The following is a 16,812-nucleotide window of genomic DNA, read 5'->3' as shown; positions in this document are numbered from 1 at the left end:
TCCGACAGGCTCCTAGACAGCTTCGATGGATTCGTGAGAATAGTTGACCTATTTAATCGAATTCATCGAATAATTGGGCCGTTCTTTCTGGAATTTAGGCCGAAATAGTCTTAAGTCCGACAGGCTCCTAGAGGAACAGAGAGAAGCCCATGGCTACCAGGGCACCGGTGGTGCCGATAATAGTTTCCATGACGGTCCAGGTTTGTAACGTCTGTTTCTCACTCAGTCCCAGATAACGGTTAGCCAGCCAAAATCCGGAGTCGTTTACGTGGGAAAGAACAATAGAACCACCACCAATGGCAACGGTAATTGCAGCCAGGTGAGCACCTGACAGGTTAAGAGGTTCCAGAATAGGAATTATCAGGCCACAGGCTGTCAGCATGGCAACAGTGGCAGAACCCTGAATAACGCGAACGGCAGCCGCCAGGATGAAAGCCAGGGCTACGATAGGTAACCCACTGCCTGCCAACATATTCCCCAAAGCCTGACCCACACCGGAATCCACCAGAACCTGTTTGAAGACACCGCCTGCACCGGTTACCAGAATGATGACACCAGCAGGTTGCAAAGCAGAGCCACAAATATTCATCACTTCATCTTTGTCATAGCCGCGCTTGATGCCCAGAAGGTAGCAAGCAGCCAGACAGGCCACCATGATGGCAGTGAAAGGGTGACCAATAAAGGTCAGCCAGCCGTGCAGGGTAGAACCTTCCGCTACAAAACGGGCTCCGATGGTCTGCAGACCAATCATCAGCAAGGGTAAAATAATCAGACCGAATGCCAGACCAAAAGAAGGCAGCTCGCCCCCCCGGTCTTTGAACTCTTCATTGGCTTTGGCATGTGCAGGCAGAGGTACATCAACAATTTTGCTGATGAATGAGCCGAACATGGGGCCCGCCAGAATCATTGCAGGAATAGAGGCAGTCAGACCGATCAGAATCATATAGCCATAGTCTGCACCCAGTTGAGAGGCAACCAGAATAGGGCCTGGGGCCGGGATCAGGAATGCCTGACAGGTTGCAATACCCGCCAGCAGTGCAATACCCATTTTAACGACACTGTCCTTACTTTTACGGACAATGGCAAAAACCACACCGATCAGAAGCACCACTGCAACGTCAAAGAACAGGGGCAGGGCACAGATAAAGCCGGTGATAGTGATGGCCCAGTTAGCGCGCTCTGAACCAAAGCGATTCAGTAATGTCTGGGCTATGCGGTCCAAGGCTCCTGTCGTTTCCATGACTTTACCGAACATGGCACCGAGTGCCACCACCACGGCTACAAAGCCCAGTGTGCCGCCCATCCCTTTCTGGATCGTAGCGGCAATATCGCTCGGGTTCATGCCAGTAGCAATACCGGCAATCATGGAGACAAGAATCAGGGACACGACTGCGTGAAGTCTGGCTTTCATCACCAGAAATAGCAGCAGGATGATGGATCCTGCTGCAGTAAAGATCAGAGACAAATCGGACATTGGCTGTAATTCTCGAATGTATTAATTACTTTTCATGGTGCGCTGTTACCGGTAACATGTTACCGATAACATTTTATGTGAAGAAGTTAATTTTCTGATTTTTTTGGTAATTATTGATTGAGATCAAATAATGGCTGGTAAGGTTTTCGTAGTAATGGGAGTTTGTGGCTCCGGCAAGTCCACAGTCGGTGAAGCACTGAGTCATCAGATGGGTGCCAAGTTCATAGACGGTGACGATCTGCATCCAAGATATAATATTGAAAAAATGGCTGGTGGCTCGCCATTAAACGACGAAGACCGACAGCCCTGGCTCGAGCGTATTCGGGATGTTGCCTACAGTGTAGAGGCCAAGAACGAAGTTGCGGTGGTTGTTTGTTCGGCTTTGAAACTGAAGTATCGGGATACTATTCGAGAAGGTAACAATGAGGTTTACTTTCTGCATATGGATGGTAGCTATGATCTCATTCTTGAGCGTATGAAAGCCCGTAAGGGACACTTTATGCGTGAGACAATGCTTCAGAGTCAGTTCAGTACCCTGGAGGCTCCGGAACAAAATGAAACAGGTGTCGTTCGTATCGATATCGCTGGTAGTTTTGACCAGGTTGTTTCCTCTTGTTCCCGAGCCGTATCTGATCTTTGTGGAGGAGTCGCCGCATGAATCTGGTGATAGAAAATGTAACCCGGAGAATTGCCGAGCGCAGCCGGGATATCCGTCAGGATTACATTCACAGGATGGAACAACAGGCCAGTAACGGCAAAGTCAGGAAGTCTCTGAGTTGTGGCAACCTGGCCCATGCTGTAGCTGCTTGTGGCAGTGAACAGAAAGATCGAATTCTAAACTTTACCTCAGCCAATGTGGCGATCGTTTCAGCCTACAACGATATGTTAAGTGCTCATGAGCCTTATCGAGAGTACCCGGGCAGGATCAAGCAGGCACTGAACTCAATGGGGCACAGTGCTCAGATGGCAGGGGGTGTTCCTGCCATGTGTGATGGCGTGACTCAGGGGCAACCGGGCATGGATCTGTCTCTCTACTCGAGAGACGTTATTGCCCAGAGTGTTGCCGTCAGCTTAAGTCACAATACCTTTGATGCCACGCTATTGCTGGGTGTTTGCGATAAAATTGCACCTGGCCAGCTTATAGGTGCGTTGTCGTTTGGCCACTTGCCAACGGCTTTTGTGCCTTCCGGACCTATGCCAACGGGCATTACCAATGATGAAAAGGTCAAGGTTCGTCAGCAATATGTGGCAGGAGAAGTCGGGCAGGAAGCGCTGCAGAAAATGGAGTGCAGTGCCTACCATTCTCCAGGGACCTGCACTTTTTACGGTACCGCCAATACCAACCAGCTGGTTTTTGAATCCATGGGGCTCATGCTTCCCGGATCGGCATTTATTCCACCGGGGAGTGATCTTCGCGATGCTCTTATTGCTGAAGCATCCACATCTATTGCTTCCCAGATTCCTGATGCTCCGGCCTACAGACCACTTTGGCAGGTTGTGGATGAGCGCAGTCTGGTTAATGGATTAGTGGCTCTTCTGGCATCCGGTGGCAGTACCAACCATTCCATTCACATGATTGCTGTGGCCAGGGCGGCAGGCCTGGTGCTGACATGGGATGATTTTGAAGACCTTTCCCAGGCTGTGCCTCTGCTGACTCGTGTCTACCCGAATGGCAAGGCTGATATTAATCAATTCCAGCAAGCCGGAGGTGTGCCGGTATTATTGTCAGAGCTGGCTCATCGCGGTTTGCTGAATATGGATGCCGTCCCCTGTTATGGCACCATGGAGAATTACCTTCAGTCACCTGCTTTGGTGGATGGAAAAGTGATCTGGCAAGAAGGCGGTGTCTCCAAAGATCCTGAAGTGATTGTGTCACCTGACCAGACATTTGCCAGAACCGGTGGTTTGAAAGTGCTAAGTGGCAATCTGGGGCGTGCAGTCATCAAGGTCAGTGCTGTGGCTGAAGAACACTGGGTAACCCGTGCGCCAGCGGAAGTATTTAATTCCCAGTATGATGTTGCTGAAGCTTACCAACAGGGACAGCTGAACAAAGATGCTATCATTGTCGTTCGCTTTAATGGCCCTGGAGCGAATGGTATGCCTGAGTTGCATATGCTGATGCCTATTCTGGGTAACCTTCAGAAGGCAGGCCATAAAGTGGCATTGGTGACTGATGGTCGTTTATCCGGTGCGTCCGGCAAGATCCCGGCAGCGATTCATGTCACGCCAGAGGCTGCTAAAGGGGGGGCATTGGCATTCATCGAGAAGGGTGATCTGATTACAGTTGATGCCAGGACCGGTACTCTCTCTGTGGATGCAGTGCTTTCTGATCGAAGTGGCAGTAATCCTGATCTATCCTCTGAACATTTTGGGTGTGGTCGCGAATTATTCAATGGTTTCCGCCAGCTGATTTCCAGCGCTGAGCAGGGAGCATCTATTTTATTTCCAGGAGACGACCAATGAGTCATTGGGCTATTGAACCTTCCCTCGTATTTGCCGCTTCACCTGTAGTACCTGTGATGGTCATCAATAAGGTTGAAGAGGCACTCCCTATGGCTCAGGCCCTGAGTCAGGGGGGCATCAATGTTTTTGAGATCACTTTGAGAACGAATGCGGCTCTGGAAGCGATTCGAACGATCAGTACGGCTATGCCAGAGGCTATGGTAGGAGCGGGCACTGTGATCAACGAAGCACAGTATGATGCGGCTGTGGCTGCTGGCGTCAAGTTTGTTATTTCGCCAGGAATAACAACGGGTTTACTTGAGCATGCCAGCAAAGGTGTGGCGCCACTGATTCCCGGTTGTGCAACGCCTTCAGAAGTGATGACAGCTCTTGCACATGGGTACGATCATCTCAAGTTTTTCCCGGCAGAAGTGAATGGTGGGGTTAAAGCCCTGAAAGCGATTTCTGCGCCTCTGCCACAGGTTCGTTTCTGTCCAACCGGTGGCATCAGTCCTGCGAATATGAATGACTACCTCGCCCTGAACTGTGTGGCTACGATTGGTGGTTCCTGGATGTTGCCAGCTGATCTGGTAAAGGCGGGGAACTGGCAGGCTATTACACAGCTGTCTGCAGAAGCTATTGCATTGTCTAAAGGTCAACAGACTGCATAATTCTCAGAAGAGCCTGACTGACAATCAGGCTCAATGCCGCCTTTAGATACTATCGCCTTTAAAAATCGAAAAACCAAGATCGACGACCTCTTTTTCAATGGCTTTTCCGGCCAGCTTATCCAGAAGCATTTGTGCAGCGGTCTCACCGATACTTTTACGGGGTGTTGAAACGCTGGCGAGATTAGGGTGAATGGCTGTACCAATATCCAGAGCGTTGAATCCGGCAATAGCGATCTGATCCGGGATGGGGATATTGCGTCGCTGACATTCAAGAATGGCACCAATTCCCAAGTCATCGTTGCAGCAGAAGACTCCATCCAGTGTCGGATATTCGCTGAGCGCCTGGGTCATTAGCTCTTTACCCAGGGTAAATGAGGAATGTTCTTCTGTAGACAGAACAACAGGCTCTGCTCCCAGTTCTCTCATTACTGACTGATACCCAGCCAGACGCTGACGTACTCTGACGTCCATTCGCGCAGCAAAGAAAGCAACCTTGCTTTTGCCCTTGTCGATCATCATTCTCAACATGGCTTCACTAGCTGCCTGGTGGTTCAGGCCCACTGACAGGTCTATTGGAGGAAGACTCGAATCCATCACTTCCACTACCGGTATTCCAGCATTAGCAATCATCCGAAGAGACTTTTCGGTGTGATCACATTCGGAGAGAATCAGTCCATCAACATGGTAGGACAACATGGATTCAATCCGCTTTTCTTCCACTTCTTTGTCATAACCATAGTGAGCAATCATGGTCTGGTAACCCGCCGGTTCTGTAATGCTCTCAATGCCCTGAACAACCGCAGAAAAAACCTGGTTAGAAAGAGAGGGGATGACAATGCCTATGGCCTTGCTGGTGGCGTTGGACAGAATATCTGGAACACGGCTGGAGACATAACCTACTTCATCAATGACCTTCTGGATTTTTTCGCCGGTTGATTTAGATACCTGATCGGGCGCTCTCAGGTAACGGCTGACGGTCATTTTTGTCACGCCCACCTGATCAGCAATATCCTGGAGGGCAAGTCGTCTGTTTTTGGCTTTCATTCAATACCGGAGCTATAGACAGGTCAGAAAGCGGTCTGTTTCTGAGTACGCAGAATTTACCGGAAAATCCGTAAATTGTTAACTTTGAGAGTAAAACAAGGGGCTGAATGGCCAACCCCTTACTTCTATCAGGCTTTTCCTTCTGAATCACTGGACGAATCGGTGTCAGTACCCGACGATGAGGAGAAACCAGAGTCATGGTTATGGTCTGCGATGAGACTATTGGCCTTCTCCAAAAGTTCGATCAACTGATCAAGGGTTTTACCCAGTGTCCATCCTTGCTTGGTCAGCGCCATATTGTAAGATTTGTTGAGCAGAAACTCAGTACTTGTATCAAGATATTCCAGGTCGAATTCTTCCAGCAAATCTTCTAAATCTACGTCGTTGTCTACAAAGCTCTGTGAAATATCTTCCATGACCGCAGTAATAAACTTTCTCTGTTCGGTCTCATAAAACTGTGGATCTTCGAGCATTCTTTCCAGGTTAGCCCTGAGTTCTGGTTCCGCTTTCTTCTTGAAGTTTTCGAACTTCTCAGTGCATTTCTGCTGAAGCCCGCTATAACTCCCCCAGTGCTTGAGAGGGATCCCCCGAATTTTTGTCCCCAACAGTTCTTTCACAGAGTCAGGAGCGGCTTCACCCATGTCCTTTAACTCCTTCAAGGGCGCCAGAAGCAGTCGAGGCAGGGAGTTAATGGTACCCAAGTTGGCGGGCTCTGCGCCCCAGTCCACAACTCTGGTTTCTCCTTCGAGTACACGCACGGAATAAGTGGCGCCTTCACGAAGTTTCTCTTTCGGATGGGACTGAATGCCTTCAGGCAGCGAGAAGTTTACTTTGATTTCACCCACTCCCGCATGTTTCTGACGGTATTCATAGAGCTTGGACACACTGTCCGAAACTTTTTGATGAAAGGTTTTACCCTTGCCTTCTACGTTGTCTTTTAATCGTTGTTCTATTTCAGGCAGAGTCAGCTCTTCATCGTTAAACGGATACTTGACTTGGTCCCAGGGGATATCATTTTCTTTGCTTAGTGCAGGGGACGGTAATTTATGTTCTGGCTTTGTCATCCGCTCAGGTTGTAATGCTCTAGAGCCAGTGATCAACGAAAGAGGGTCACGTTCATTGTCTGCCAACCTTTGTTGATACATTTCGCGTTGGAGTAATGCTTGATCCTGTGGGTGTAGACCACCTTGAAAGTTGAGAGATCCCTTTTTGGCAGTCCTCGGAGCACTCTGTTGATGATAAGACTGCTCCCGTGGACGTACTTGTCTTTGGGACTTTTGGATTCTGGATGTACCCACCAGGTTGAGCCACTTTGGTGCTTCTACCATGATGTTGTGGACCATTGTGAGGTGAGTATTGGTCATGCTTTTTCTTTCCACGTCTTCGACCGTGCTTGCCCTGAGGAGCGTGCTCCTGATGGAAGTATTGTCTTCCCTGATAGTGCGGCTGATACCCCTGTGATCCATACATAATAACTCCCCCTCCAACTTCTTTGCGATAAAATCAGGCTAGACAGGGGAGAGCGGAAAGGAAAGCAATTTAGGACTAATGTCTATATTCAAATCCGAATCTTTCATTGTGAGTTCAATGGATTCGAAATAGACTACTTTCCATAGAGATTTCCTGAAGTTACAAGGTTTTTTCCATGGCTGTACAAGAGATAGAAGCCTTCTTCGAAGGTCACAAAGCCTGTTTTGAGCAACAGGATGTCCAGGGCATCATGACGAACCATATGGATGCTTCGTTGTTTTGGGATCAGGGAGGAGGAAGCCTCAAGGGGCGAAATGAGATCAGGGGTTGGTTCAGTATGATGTTTAGCATCTGGACCATCAATCGCGCAGACTATGAGCTGGCCATGATTCGGTGTGATGAAAAGCTGGCCAGCTGTGCTGTCTTCTGGCAGCTAGAAGGGCATGAGCAAGACAACCCCGAAGTAGAGAAAAAAAACCGAATGATAGTCACTTACTGTCTGGAAAAAACAGAAGAGGGCTGGAAAATCTGGCATGCCCATAGCAGTGAATGCTAAAGCCTTTAAGGCGGTTTTCTTTCGAGTTTAAGATGCAATAGATCCCTTTGAAAGGGCTGTTTTATTATAAACCCCGATTAAAAGACTTAACTCAGATATCGGGGTTGTAACATGAAGCAGCCGTTCAGGTTTCCTGTGCACTGGTGACAATGTTAGCGAAAGCAGGTTGGGAAGGTGGAGTCGAAGTAGAGGCATCCCCCATCGTCTCGTTATCAGGGTGATCAACTCCGACAGAGCGGGTTTGTGCTTTCGTCCAAAAATCAGCTCCCGTCACAGTGAGATATAGATGATTGATCGGGAGTGCTATGGAAACTGCGATGACAGGGAAGCGCCAGAATTCCTTCTGAAGATGAAATGACGGTTAACGGTATTTATTGGTTTAAGTCTTATTGCCCGATGGAAGACACCGGGGTGGTAATGAAGTTTGAAGGCAGGGCTTCTGCGCTTTATGTGCAAATAAGAATTCCACCTCACAAAGACAATAAAGCAAGATAAGCACACTGTCTGGAATAGGACTTATATTCTCAACAAGGTATCCGAATACCAGAAACCATTATGTTTGGTCAGAATCATGGCTTTGAGCTGCAAGAGACAATCATAGTGATTAGCCCCTGAGAAAGTGTCGAATAGTTTCTGATTTGGTCTTATTGTTCCACTTTGAAATGAGTAAACTGAATACTCATTGATGCTAACACTCTGTTCTTTCGTTCTATTGATTAAATGTCCAAAAAAAGGCTGACTTTCTTGAAAGAGGTCTGTCTTATTCTATGCTTGATGGCTTTTATAGTTTAATAAAAAGTAAGTCATCAGGTTTTGCATGAAACGGACCAGCTCTTTCGTACTTAAAATTATATCAGGACTATTACTCACCCAATTGGTTGAAGCTCAGCCTCAGGTTATTTCATCTTTCTTATTTTCGGAAACTGGTCATTATGCTTCAGTCGCTCCGGGTGTTCCCCCGATAAATTCTTTCATGCCCGCGGTGGGGGATGGATTATTTACGCCTTTTCGAATTAGAGAAGAGCCGCTTTTTCCAATGTCTAATGAAGTGGAAAGACTAAAGAAAAAGTGGAGTTCATCTTTATTTCCGGGACTGCCTGAAAAAATTGATCTAACGTCAAAGTCTGGCCCTCCTGCTGTATGGCCAGAACCCAATCGAGATATGAGATTAAAGTCTGAAAGCAGTGAATCTCTTTTACCCAACAGAGCAAGGCATGCTCCCGTAACTGCTGATTTGATCTGGTTAAGGCATGAGTTTAACTCAGAGCATTATCCATCTCAGCCTGAACCTGATCTTGATAATGATGCAGATAAGATGTTGTTTCTTCTCTATATGAAGATGGAAGGCATTGTTTCTAGCACGTTTCATGGTCAGCAGTACTTTCTCTGGAATAATGGAGGAAGTCTTGTATACCTGACCAAAGAAGAACTGTATCAAATGTATTTGAGGTGGTTGCGCAGAATTCAAGAGGTCGCGCTTGAACGAATTCTGACTTGGATAGAGCGTTATGAAGCCCCTGTTAAAGCAGCCGCCGGTAATAAGGGTGATAATAAACGTAATCCCAAGAGGCCTCCTGAGAAGAAAGATGAGAAAAAAGAGGAATCTGACAGTAAGCGCAAAAAAGTTGAGTCAGACCAGCCAGGTCCTTCTTCGCAGGCTGGACCACCTCCCAGTTCTCAAAGCGAACAGCAGGAAGGGGCTACCGGGGAGAAGAAGAAAAACCGGACTCTGGATTTTAGAGAAGAGGCTGATGAAAAAAAGGCGATCAATAGTCGAGTAGAGAAGAAAGGTGGACAGAAAAGCGATCTGGCTCATTTTGAAGCAAGAGTCGGGAAGTTTAGCCGGGTGATGGCCAATGCCCTCAGCAACTGGGGGAATGTTCTTATCGATCTGAGAAACTCCGGGATGGCGGAGCCTCCGCAGACAGGTGAAGAATTAGCAAGAGCTATAAGGGATAGGCTCAAGTACAGCAAAGAGTCTCAATATCTGGTCAGAATGATACGTTATCTTCAGGTCATGAGGTTGCCTCCTGATCATGAGCATTCAGCACTACTGGCCAGATATCAGAGGATACTGATCGATCTGCTTCAGTACATAGCCCTTCATCGGAACCACTGGTTGTTGTCAGAAGAGTTAATTGAACAGTGGCTGCATTTTGAAGATTTGCAGTGGCTCAGAATATTTGCTGACTTTCCCAATCGGCAGGAATGGGCTGGGGTTCAGCCTTCAGGCATTGAAATACCCGAAGCTCTGAGGCATGCGGGCACGGCTGTTACTGCAGAGTTGGCGCGCTATTTAACGGCCATCAGAGGTCATCTCCCACCCGCTGAGGACGAAGAAGAAGATGAAGTGGAACCTGATCCTAATGCCGGTATTTTCTATCACTATGTGCCTGTGAGTGACCATAGCTATGTGGTCTCCTTGTTCTTTACTCTGGCATTGCTGGCTGATGATGAAACGATGCGAGCTCTTCTTTTGGGTTGGATGAGGACTATCGATGCTAACCATAATATAGAAACTGATTTCTTCCAGTACGTCTGGCAGGATGTGGGGGGATTGATGCTTTTTACTATTCCTCGGAATTTAAGAGAAGCTCTTTTGATCGTGTTAGAGACTCCCGGAGCATTCCAGCCAGATCCGCTTCTGGCGGGTTTTGATTTGATGGCTCTTGATACCATTACTGCAAACGCCCTTCCGAATTTCAGTGAAGACTTTGATCCTCACCCAACTTCCCAGCCAGAGGTTCAGCCTCAACCCGAGCAGGACCCGTCCGAAGAAATGGAGCAGGAACAGGCTGATGATTCATGAGATATGCTCAGCTTTTCTGAGTAAAGCCGATCTAATCTAGAAGCTGGCAGTTTTATAAATCTATCCTGCTGGTTCCTCACAAACAGATCGACTCAGAGGCTGAGGATATGTCATCTTCTTCGGTACCCCCATCAGGCTCAGGAAAAAATACGGGAAGCCCGATCACGACTTCTACTCCATCAGACAAAAAACAGGTGGAGGATGTCCGTGCACCTGAAATCCCCAGAAAACGTAGAAGACCAGACTTTCAGGAAACAAGAGTGGAAGAAAGGGAGGCCTCTGCACTGGCCCCTTCGGGGCTGAAAAAGCTAAAACAGTCTCAAGAAAATGATGCTGATAGTGGCATCTCAAGCGGTATCTCATCACTCTCCAGTTCACTCTCACCATTCCGAAGCAATGAGGACAGTCTGGACTATGAGATCCACAGTGACAGCAATGATTCAGGTTATGATGCGGAAGCTCGGGAATCCAGCCAACTTGGTTCTAAAGAAGAGCTCGAGATTCAGGATTTTACGGATGTCTTTGTACCTCCCTCCGATGCATTAAAGTTTTTTCTGACTGATCTAGGCACAAGTATGGGCAGTTCAGCCGACATGGAGCAGGTCTATCAGAGAATGGTTGAGTCAACCCTGACTCATACCGATAAAATCCAGGAACCATCGTCACTCAGTTTTCCATTAGAGAGGATAGAAGAACTCTCCGAGGAATTATTTGAGCATATAAGCGCCCTGCAAATAGAAGAGCCGACACATGCCCGTGATAATCGCTGGCCTGATGATATACCTGCAACCGAGCTGACAGAGTCTGACCGCAAGTATATGCATGAGATAAATCCCCTTCTTAATCTCTGTTTCCATATTGCCTATCACGAAGAAAAGACGCCCCTGACTGAAGAGCAGCAGAACCATCTTTACTGTCAGCTGATCTCCTGTGTGATTAAAAATATGCAGTTGGCCAAGTGCGGTGATTTTTCCCATGTGGCTACCGACTTTTTATTACCTAAATTGGCCAGAGAGGGCCTGCCGGTTAGGTTGGCCAGAGAGGGCCTGCCGGTTAGGTTGGCCATGATGAACATTGATTGTCATGTATGGGTCGATCAAGAGCCAGATAGTGATAATGGCTCGGACTATGAACCGGACTTCGGAGCAGGCGGTCAGGTGGAAAAAGAGTTTTATCAGGGCCTTGAGAAAGACAAAAGCAAGAAAGATGAAACCTATTTGATGGGTAACCATATTGCCCTGGTTATACACCCACTGGCTAGCAGCAGTGATGAAAACCCATTGGTTGCACCAGAAGCGGTGATTATTGATCCCATGTTTCAGCTTCGCTTCAAAGCCAGTGAAACGGATAACCATTACATTAGAACCGTGGAAGCCAAATTAGGTTATCCCAAATCTGATTTTCTGGATTTCAATTATACGTATTTTGATTGACTGAAGGTGGGCTTGTATCGGCAGTCCTGACCATGGCTATACAGCAATAAAATAGATAAGTGCAGAGGACATTATGTCATCACCTATACCACCCAAGGGGAGTGGCGTTGGAGAGCACAAGCCTTCTATTGAGCATTCGAAGGAGAAAGAGTCCGACGCTTCTGTTGAGCCGGTGTTGCCCAGAAAACGTTCCATGTCAGGAAATACGCCCCCGGTAAAACAGCGAAGGGTTTCAGTAGAGGACGCTGCCGTCAGGAAGCGGAGTCGTTCAGACTCTTTTACAGGTATGCGCTCTCGTCATCCCTCCGTTCTTATGGATATCCCCCCCAGTCTGTCTGATCTGGAAGAATCGGAAGATGACGATCTGATGGATTACTACAGTCCGGCTTCCAGTGAAGATGGTTCGCTGCCTGCAGAGCTGAGAAACTATTATCCCAAAATCAGAAAAGAGTATTCTGCAGAAAGGGAACAGCCTACAGAATTCCTGACTTATATGCTGAATGATATTGATAAGAACCTGTCAGCAAAGGGCGAGTTTCTTGCCGCCTATGAAGAAATGATGGAGGAAACCCTCACTCACCGGGCCTATAAACCGGCCGCAAAAAGCGGGGAGTGGGTTGAAAAGGATATGGTGAAGTTGGGGAGGAAAACCATTGAGCAGATAAAAGTGATGGGTATCAAAGAGCCGACCCATTCAAGAGACATAAGATGGCCATACTCGCTTCCTTTCAACGTGACAACAGACGATGACAGAAAGTATATATACAACCTTAACCCTATTTTGAATCTCTGTTTTCATGTTGCTTATAACGATGAAAAAACCCCATTGACGGACAATCAGAGAAACCATCTTTATTCACAATTGGTTTCCTATATAGTCAGCAAGGAAAAACTGGCCAAGTGTGGAGATCTTTCTCATGTGGCAGCGATGTATTTATTACCTAAACTGGCCGAAAAAATGGTTCCGGCCCGACTGGCTATGATGAATATGGAGTTCAGTGGCAAGAAGCCACTTAATGATAAGGATGAGGAAATCTTTGAAGGGAACCATATCGCCCTTCTTCTAATTCCCATTGATGAGGATTATGACGGTGATATGCGGGATCACCCGGACGCCATCATCATTGACCCCATGCTGGGCACTATTCGCAAAAACAGTGAAAAAGCGAGGGGCTATGCCCGTTTTGTTGAAACCAAATTAAACTTTCCTTCGACGGACAAAGTTGAATTCTCCTACGTGTTCTTTGATGGTGATGACTTCTCTGAGCAAGACTGAGTTACAGCCTTATAGCTCTTGACTGTGCATCACCAGCATCTTTTCAATCTGCATATCCCTGAAGGTATGATGAATACCGCCGACGCCCAACCCTGACTCTTTCAAGCCTGCAAAGGGCATGTTGTCTGTTCTGAAAGCAGTGTGTTGATTGACCATAACGGCAGAAGCGTTCAGGCGCTTATAGGCTCTTAGAATAGTATCCTGATCTTTTGAGAATATTGCTGCCTGAAAGGCCAGTGGCAGATTGTTAGCTCGAGCAATGGCTTCATCCATATCGCTGAATTCATAGACACAGACAACAGGGCCAAAAATTTCACTCTGGCTGACTTTACTGGTTTCAGGAGGATTAAACAGAATGGTGGGAGAAATACAGGTTTGGCGAATTTTCTGACCACCACAGACGACGGTTGCTCCCTGTCCTCTGGCTTCGTTCACCCAGTCAATGATTCGGGTTGCTTCGGTTGGGCGAATGAGTGGGCCAACTTCCGTTTTTTCATCAGCCGGGTCGCCAACGACCAACTTGTTGGCAGTTTGAGAAAAACCTTTCAGAAAAGCTCTGCTGAGATTCTTATGGACATACACTCGCTGGGTTGAAACACACACCTGACCGGCATGGTAGAAAGCGCCTTTAGCCAGCAAAGGAATGGTTTGATCAAGATCCGCATCTTCAGCGATGATGACCGGAGCAGCGCCGCCATGTTCCAAGGCGCATCGAGTACCGGGTGCCAGTTTTGAGCGGAGCATCCATCCTACCCTGGCACTGCCAATAAATGAAAAAAAACTGACCCTTTGGGCTGTTACCAGATGCTCTGCTACAGGCGTACTTTCTGTAATAGCCACCTGCAACCATTCTTCGGGCAGTCCGGCCTGATGGAAAATTCCGGCCAGTTTCAGACAGGAAAGAGGTGTATCTGCTGAGGGTTTGACAATAACAGGGCAGCCAGCAGCGAGAGCAGGGCCCACCTGGTGAATAATCAGATTGAACGGATGATTGAAAGCACTGACGGCCACGACCACACCAATGGGCTCTAATGTGGTAAAAGCCAAGTGTTGCCTGGTAGCTGCAGTGCTGTGAACGGCGGGCATCGAACCATTATCTGTCCTCATGCAGTCAATGCAGAGTTTCAGCCCTTCAATGGCTCGACTGATCTCTACTCTGGAATCCTGGAGAGGTTTGCCGCCTTCAGAAGCGGCCAGCTGTGCAAGCTCTTCTTTCTGTTTGGAAACAAGATGAATGACCTTACTGAAAATATCTATGCGTTGATCCAGAGGTAGCCAGCGATCTCTGTCTGAAAACAAACTGTGAGCAGAAGTCAGAGCCTGCTCTATGTGTCCGCTGTCGCTGGTGGCAACCTGAGCAATAACAGACAGGTCATAGGGATTATGAACGTCAAGCCAGCCCGCAGGTTCGTCGGAGTGCGGTATAAGCAGAGGAAAACGATCCATGTTGTTGCTCCTGTTTACTATGAAAACACCGCTATTTCAGACTCTGTAGTCATTTTCATGGTTCGGGTGGTCCGGCATTACCGGCTCATGGCTGTTTAAATCGGACAGGCAATATCACCCAGTCGTGCACTGAGAATCTGATTCTCTCGATAGTCGATAGGAATCACCACCAGACTGGGACCTTCTTCATTCATCGCGATGGATAAAACACTTTCCAGATCAAGACTGTTCTCCACTTTATGACCATGCCAACCAAAGCTATCTGCCAGTTTGAGCCAGTCCGGATTATTGAAGCTCAATGGCGTATGGTTACCAAAGTGATCCGTTTGTTTCCAGGCAATCAGACCATATTCCTTGTCTTCCCAAACCATGACCGTCAGATTGCAATCATAGCGACGGGCTGTTTCCATCTCCTGCACATTCATCATAAATCCACCATCGCCTGCAATGGCCAGTACTTTTCTGTCTGGGCGAAGCAGGCTGGCGGCAATGGCGCCGGGTAATGCAAACCCCATGGAACAGAAGCCATTGGGGATTAGACAGGTGTTGGGCTCGTGACAGTGATAGTGTCGTGCAATCCACATCTTGTGGGCACCGACATCGGAAAGCAGCAGTCCGTCTGCAGGTAGAACAGCCCGGGCATCCCAGAGGGCTTTCTGCGGGCGAATAACGCCAGAGGTGTCATCATCCCGATAGGCTTCCAGTTCTGCTGTCATATCTCTTCGAACAGCATTTTGTTGTTGAAGGTCAAACTGGAAGCTTACTGTGGATAGCTTGCGGGTCAGGGCATCAAGGGCATGACCGATATCGCCAATCAGTTCCAGGTCGGGGTGATAGCAGTGATCAACTTCTGCAGGCAGTGAGTCCAGGTGCAGAATGGTATGCTGTCCGTCCGGATTCCAAAGATGAGGATGATATTCAACAAGGTCGTAACCCAGGGTAATGATCAGGTCCGACGCGTCAACGGCACAGGCGACCAGATCTTTTCTACCCAAACCAATGGTGTAGAGGCAGTTGTCATCATCCATATCCATACAGCCTTTGGCCATAAAGGTGCTGATGACACCGATCCCGGTCAGTGCCGATAATCGACGTAGGCTGTCAGAAGCATTCATTCGAATCACGCCATTTCCTGCAATGATGACGGGTCGCTTGGCCTGTCGAATCATTTCAAAAGCCTGGTTAAGGCTTTCTTCTTCAGGCATTGGGCGAGGGTAGCGCTTTACCGTCAATGGGCTTGCGTCTGAATCCATGGCGGCAATGTCTTCACAGAGCTCCAGAAATACGGCTCCGGGCTTTTCAGAACGTGCCAGTCTGACGGCTTTGCGCACCATTTCCGGAATATTGTCAGGGTGGCGAATTGTTTCAGACCATTTGGTGACCGGGCGGAACATGGAAACCGCATCCATGATCTGATGTGATTCCTTGTGGAGGCGTTGTGAAGAGCCTTGGCCTGCCAGAACCAGCATGGGAGCCCGATCCATATTGCCATCGCCAACACCGGTTAGCAGGTTTGTGGCGCCAGGGCCGAGTGTCCCCAAACAGCCAGCAGGGTGCCCCGTCAGGCGACCATAAACTTCAGCCATAAAAGCCGCACCCTGCTCATGCCGGGTCAGAATAAAACGGATTTTCTTTGACTGGTTCAGCGACATGATGAAGTCCGCGTTTTCTTCACCGGGTACGCCGAAAATGTATTCTATGCCTTCTTCTTCAAGGCATTTTACAAACAGGTCTGAAGCTTTCATGACAGGCGAGCATCCTTGCTGTGGGTCAGAAGTAAACCGTTGTTTGCCAGCCAATGCAGTCTGAGGTTCTGCATTTTCTGAGAGTAACAGTCTTTATGTTGTCGACAATCTGACAAGAAAACAAATAACAATGACAGGGGAATGGTACACATGTGACAGAGTGGACAGACCGCAGTTCCATTTGCTGTACGTTAGCCCGCATATTACATGAAGCTGCTATGAAAACCTCTAAAGCTCTTGGTCTATCAAAAAACTAGAGATGACAATAACAAAAATAAAACTTGTTATCTGAGCGCTCGACTCTTCATGCAATATGCAGGCTAGGAGCCTGTCGGACTTACCACTGACCTACTGCGAAAAAGCCGGATTTGGCCATTTTCTATGATTCTTTTCGTTGAATAGCTCGCTATTCGCCTCAAATAATCATAAAAACTGTCTCAAACCGG

At 47.9% G+C, this 16,812-nt stretch carries 12 protein-coding genes; 7 read left to right on the top strand and 5 right to left on the bottom strand.

What is annotated here, in order from left to right; translation table 11 throughout:
* Positions 1–127 precede the first annotated feature (127 nt).
* Entirely contained in the window at positions 128–1,474 is a 1,347-nt protein-coding gene (gene gntU, locus ACR2PX_RS26055; RefSeq protein ID WP_434002277.1) for a gluconate transporter, read from the bottom strand.
* Between the two features lie 130 nt (positions 1,475–1,604).
* Between gntU and ACR2PX_RS26050 the strand changes: the two genes are divergently transcribed.
* Genes ACR2PX_RS26050 through ACR2PX_RS26040 form a run of 3 tightly spaced genes read left to right on the top strand, consistent with a single transcriptional unit; the run spans position 1,605 to position 4,587 of the window.
* Positions 1,605–2,132 carry a gluconokinase gene (locus ACR2PX_RS26050; RefSeq protein ID WP_434002276.1) on the top strand — a complete coding sequence of 176 codons (528 nt, stop codon included), beginning with the start codon at positions 1,605–1,607 and terminating at the stop codon, positions 2,130–2,132.
* Positions 2,129–3,937 (top strand): phosphogluconate dehydratase, encoded by a 1,809-nt coding sequence (edd, locus tag ACR2PX_RS26045; RefSeq protein WP_434002275.1) that lies wholly within the window; start codon positions 2,129–2,131, stop codon positions 3,935–3,937. Before ACR2PX_RS26050 ends, edd begins: the two co-directional genes overlap by 4 nt.
* Entirely contained in the window at positions 3,934–4,587 is a 654-nt protein-coding gene (locus ACR2PX_RS26040; protein ID WP_434002274.1) for a bifunctional 4-hydroxy-2-oxoglutarate aldolase/2-dehydro-3-deoxy-phosphogluconate aldolase, read from the top strand. Before edd ends, ACR2PX_RS26040 begins: the two co-directional genes overlap by 4 nt.
* A 42-nt stretch (positions 4,588–4,629) precedes the next feature.
* Here ACR2PX_RS26040 and ACR2PX_RS26035 read toward each other — a convergent pair whose 3' ends face one another.
* Together ACR2PX_RS26035 and ACR2PX_RS26030 are read right to left on the bottom strand one after the other, a co-directional pair.
* Positions 4,630–5,631 (bottom strand): substrate-binding domain-containing protein, encoded by a 1,002-nt coding sequence (locus ACR2PX_RS26035; RefSeq protein WP_434002273.1) that lies wholly within the window; start codon positions 5,629–5,631, stop codon positions 4,630–4,632.
* Between the two features lie 128 nt (positions 5,632–5,759).
* Positions 5,760–7,097 carry a hypothetical protein gene (locus ACR2PX_RS26030; RefSeq protein WP_434002272.1) on the bottom strand — a complete coding sequence of 446 codons (1,338 nt, stop codon included), beginning with the start codon at positions 7,095–7,097 and terminating at the stop codon, positions 5,760–5,762.
* A 179-nt stretch (positions 7,098–7,276) separates the two neighbouring features.
* Here ACR2PX_RS26030 and ACR2PX_RS26025 point away from each other — a divergent pair, with 179 nt between their 5' ends.
* The 4 genes from ACR2PX_RS26025 to ACR2PX_RS26010 all read left to right on the top strand — a co-directional run bounded on the left by ACR2PX_RS26025 (position 7,277) and on the right by ACR2PX_RS26010 (position 13,175).
* Positions 7,277–7,657 (top strand): YybH family protein, encoded by a 381-nt coding sequence (locus ACR2PX_RS26025; protein ID WP_434002271.1) that lies wholly within the window; start codon positions 7,277–7,279, stop codon positions 7,655–7,657.
* A 1,036-nt stretch (positions 7,658–8,693) separates the two neighbouring features.
* On the top strand, positions 8,694–10,466 hold the full coding sequence (locus ACR2PX_RS26020; protein WP_434002270.1) for a hypothetical protein: 1,773 nt from the start codon (positions 8,694–8,696) through the stop codon (positions 10,464–10,466).
* Positions 10,467–10,573: 107 nt separating this feature from the next.
* The gene (locus tag ACR2PX_RS26015) at positions 10,574–11,899 is read left to right on the top strand and encodes a hypothetical protein (RefSeq protein WP_434002269.1); all 1,326 of its coding nucleotides are present in this window, start codon (positions 10,574–10,576) and stop codon (positions 11,897–11,899) included.
* Between the two features lie 73 nt (positions 11,900–11,972).
* Complete coding sequence (locus tag ACR2PX_RS26010) at positions 11,973–13,175, top strand: hypothetical protein (protein WP_434002268.1); 1,203 nt, start codon at positions 11,973–11,975, stop codon at positions 13,173–13,175.
* Between the two features lie 9 nt (positions 13,176–13,184).
* Here ACR2PX_RS26010 and ACR2PX_RS26005 read toward each other — a convergent pair whose 3' ends face one another.
* Positions 13,185–14,621, bottom strand: a complete 1,437-nt coding sequence (locus ACR2PX_RS26005; RefSeq protein ID WP_434002267.1) for an aldehyde dehydrogenase family protein — start codon at positions 14,619–14,621, stop codon at positions 13,185–13,187.
* Positions 14,622–14,716: 95 nt separating this feature from the next.
* Positions 14,717–16,366, bottom strand: a complete 1,650-nt coding sequence (locus tag ACR2PX_RS26000) for an acetolactate synthase large subunit (RefSeq protein ID WP_434002266.1) — start codon at positions 16,364–16,366, stop codon at positions 14,717–14,719.
* Positions 16,367–16,812: the final 446 nt, after the last annotated feature.

Origin of the sequence: Endozoicomonas sp., assembly GCF_051008435.1 — a bacterium.
In the GTDB taxonomy this organism is placed as follows: domain Bacteria; phylum Pseudomonadota; class Gammaproteobacteria; order Pseudomonadales; family Endozoicomonadaceae; genus Endozoicomonas_A.
This window is presented reverse-complemented; position numbering and strand designations above follow the sequence as displayed.

Coding starts and splice junctions, on each gene's coding strand:
- gntU (WP_434002277.1), bottom strand. CDS start 1,474: ATGTCCGATTTGTCTCTGATCTTTACTGCAGCAGGATCCATCATCCTG.
- ACR2PX_RS26050 (WP_434002276.1), top strand. CDS start 1,605: ATGGCTGGTAAGGTTTTCGTAGTAATGGGAGTTTGTGGCTCCGGCAAG.
- edd (WP_434002275.1), top strand. CDS start 2,129: ATGAATCTGGTGATAGAAAATGTAACCCGGAGAATTGCCGAGCGCAGC.
- ACR2PX_RS26040 (WP_434002274.1), top strand. CDS start 3,934: ATGAGTCATTGGGCTATTGAACCTTCCCTCGTATTTGCCGCTTCACCT.
- ACR2PX_RS26035 (WP_434002273.1), bottom strand. CDS start 5,631: ATGAAAGCCAAAAACAGACGACTTGCCCTCCAGGATATTGCTGATCAG.
- ACR2PX_RS26030 (WP_434002272.1), bottom strand. CDS start 7,097: ATGGATCACAGGGGTATCAGCCGCACTATCAGGGAAGACAATACTTCC.
- ACR2PX_RS26025 (WP_434002271.1), top strand. CDS start 7,277: ATGGCTGTACAAGAGATAGAAGCCTTCTTCGAAGGTCACAAAGCCTGT.
- ACR2PX_RS26020 (WP_434002270.1), top strand. CDS start 8,694: ATGTCTAATGAAGTGGAAAGACTAAAGAAAAAGTGGAGTTCATCTTTA.
- ACR2PX_RS26015 (WP_434002269.1), top strand. CDS start 10,574: ATGTCATCTTCTTCGGTACCCCCATCAGGCTCAGGAAAAAATACGGGA.
- ACR2PX_RS26010 (WP_434002268.1), top strand. CDS start 11,973: ATGTCATCACCTATACCACCCAAGGGGAGTGGCGTTGGAGAGCACAAG.
- ACR2PX_RS26005 (WP_434002267.1), bottom strand. CDS start 14,621: ATGGATCGTTTTCCTCTGCTTATACCGCACTCCGACGAACCTGCGGGC.
- ACR2PX_RS26000 (WP_434002266.1), bottom strand. CDS start 16,366: ATGAAAGCTTCAGACCTGTTTGTAAAATGCCTTGAAGAAGAAGGCATA.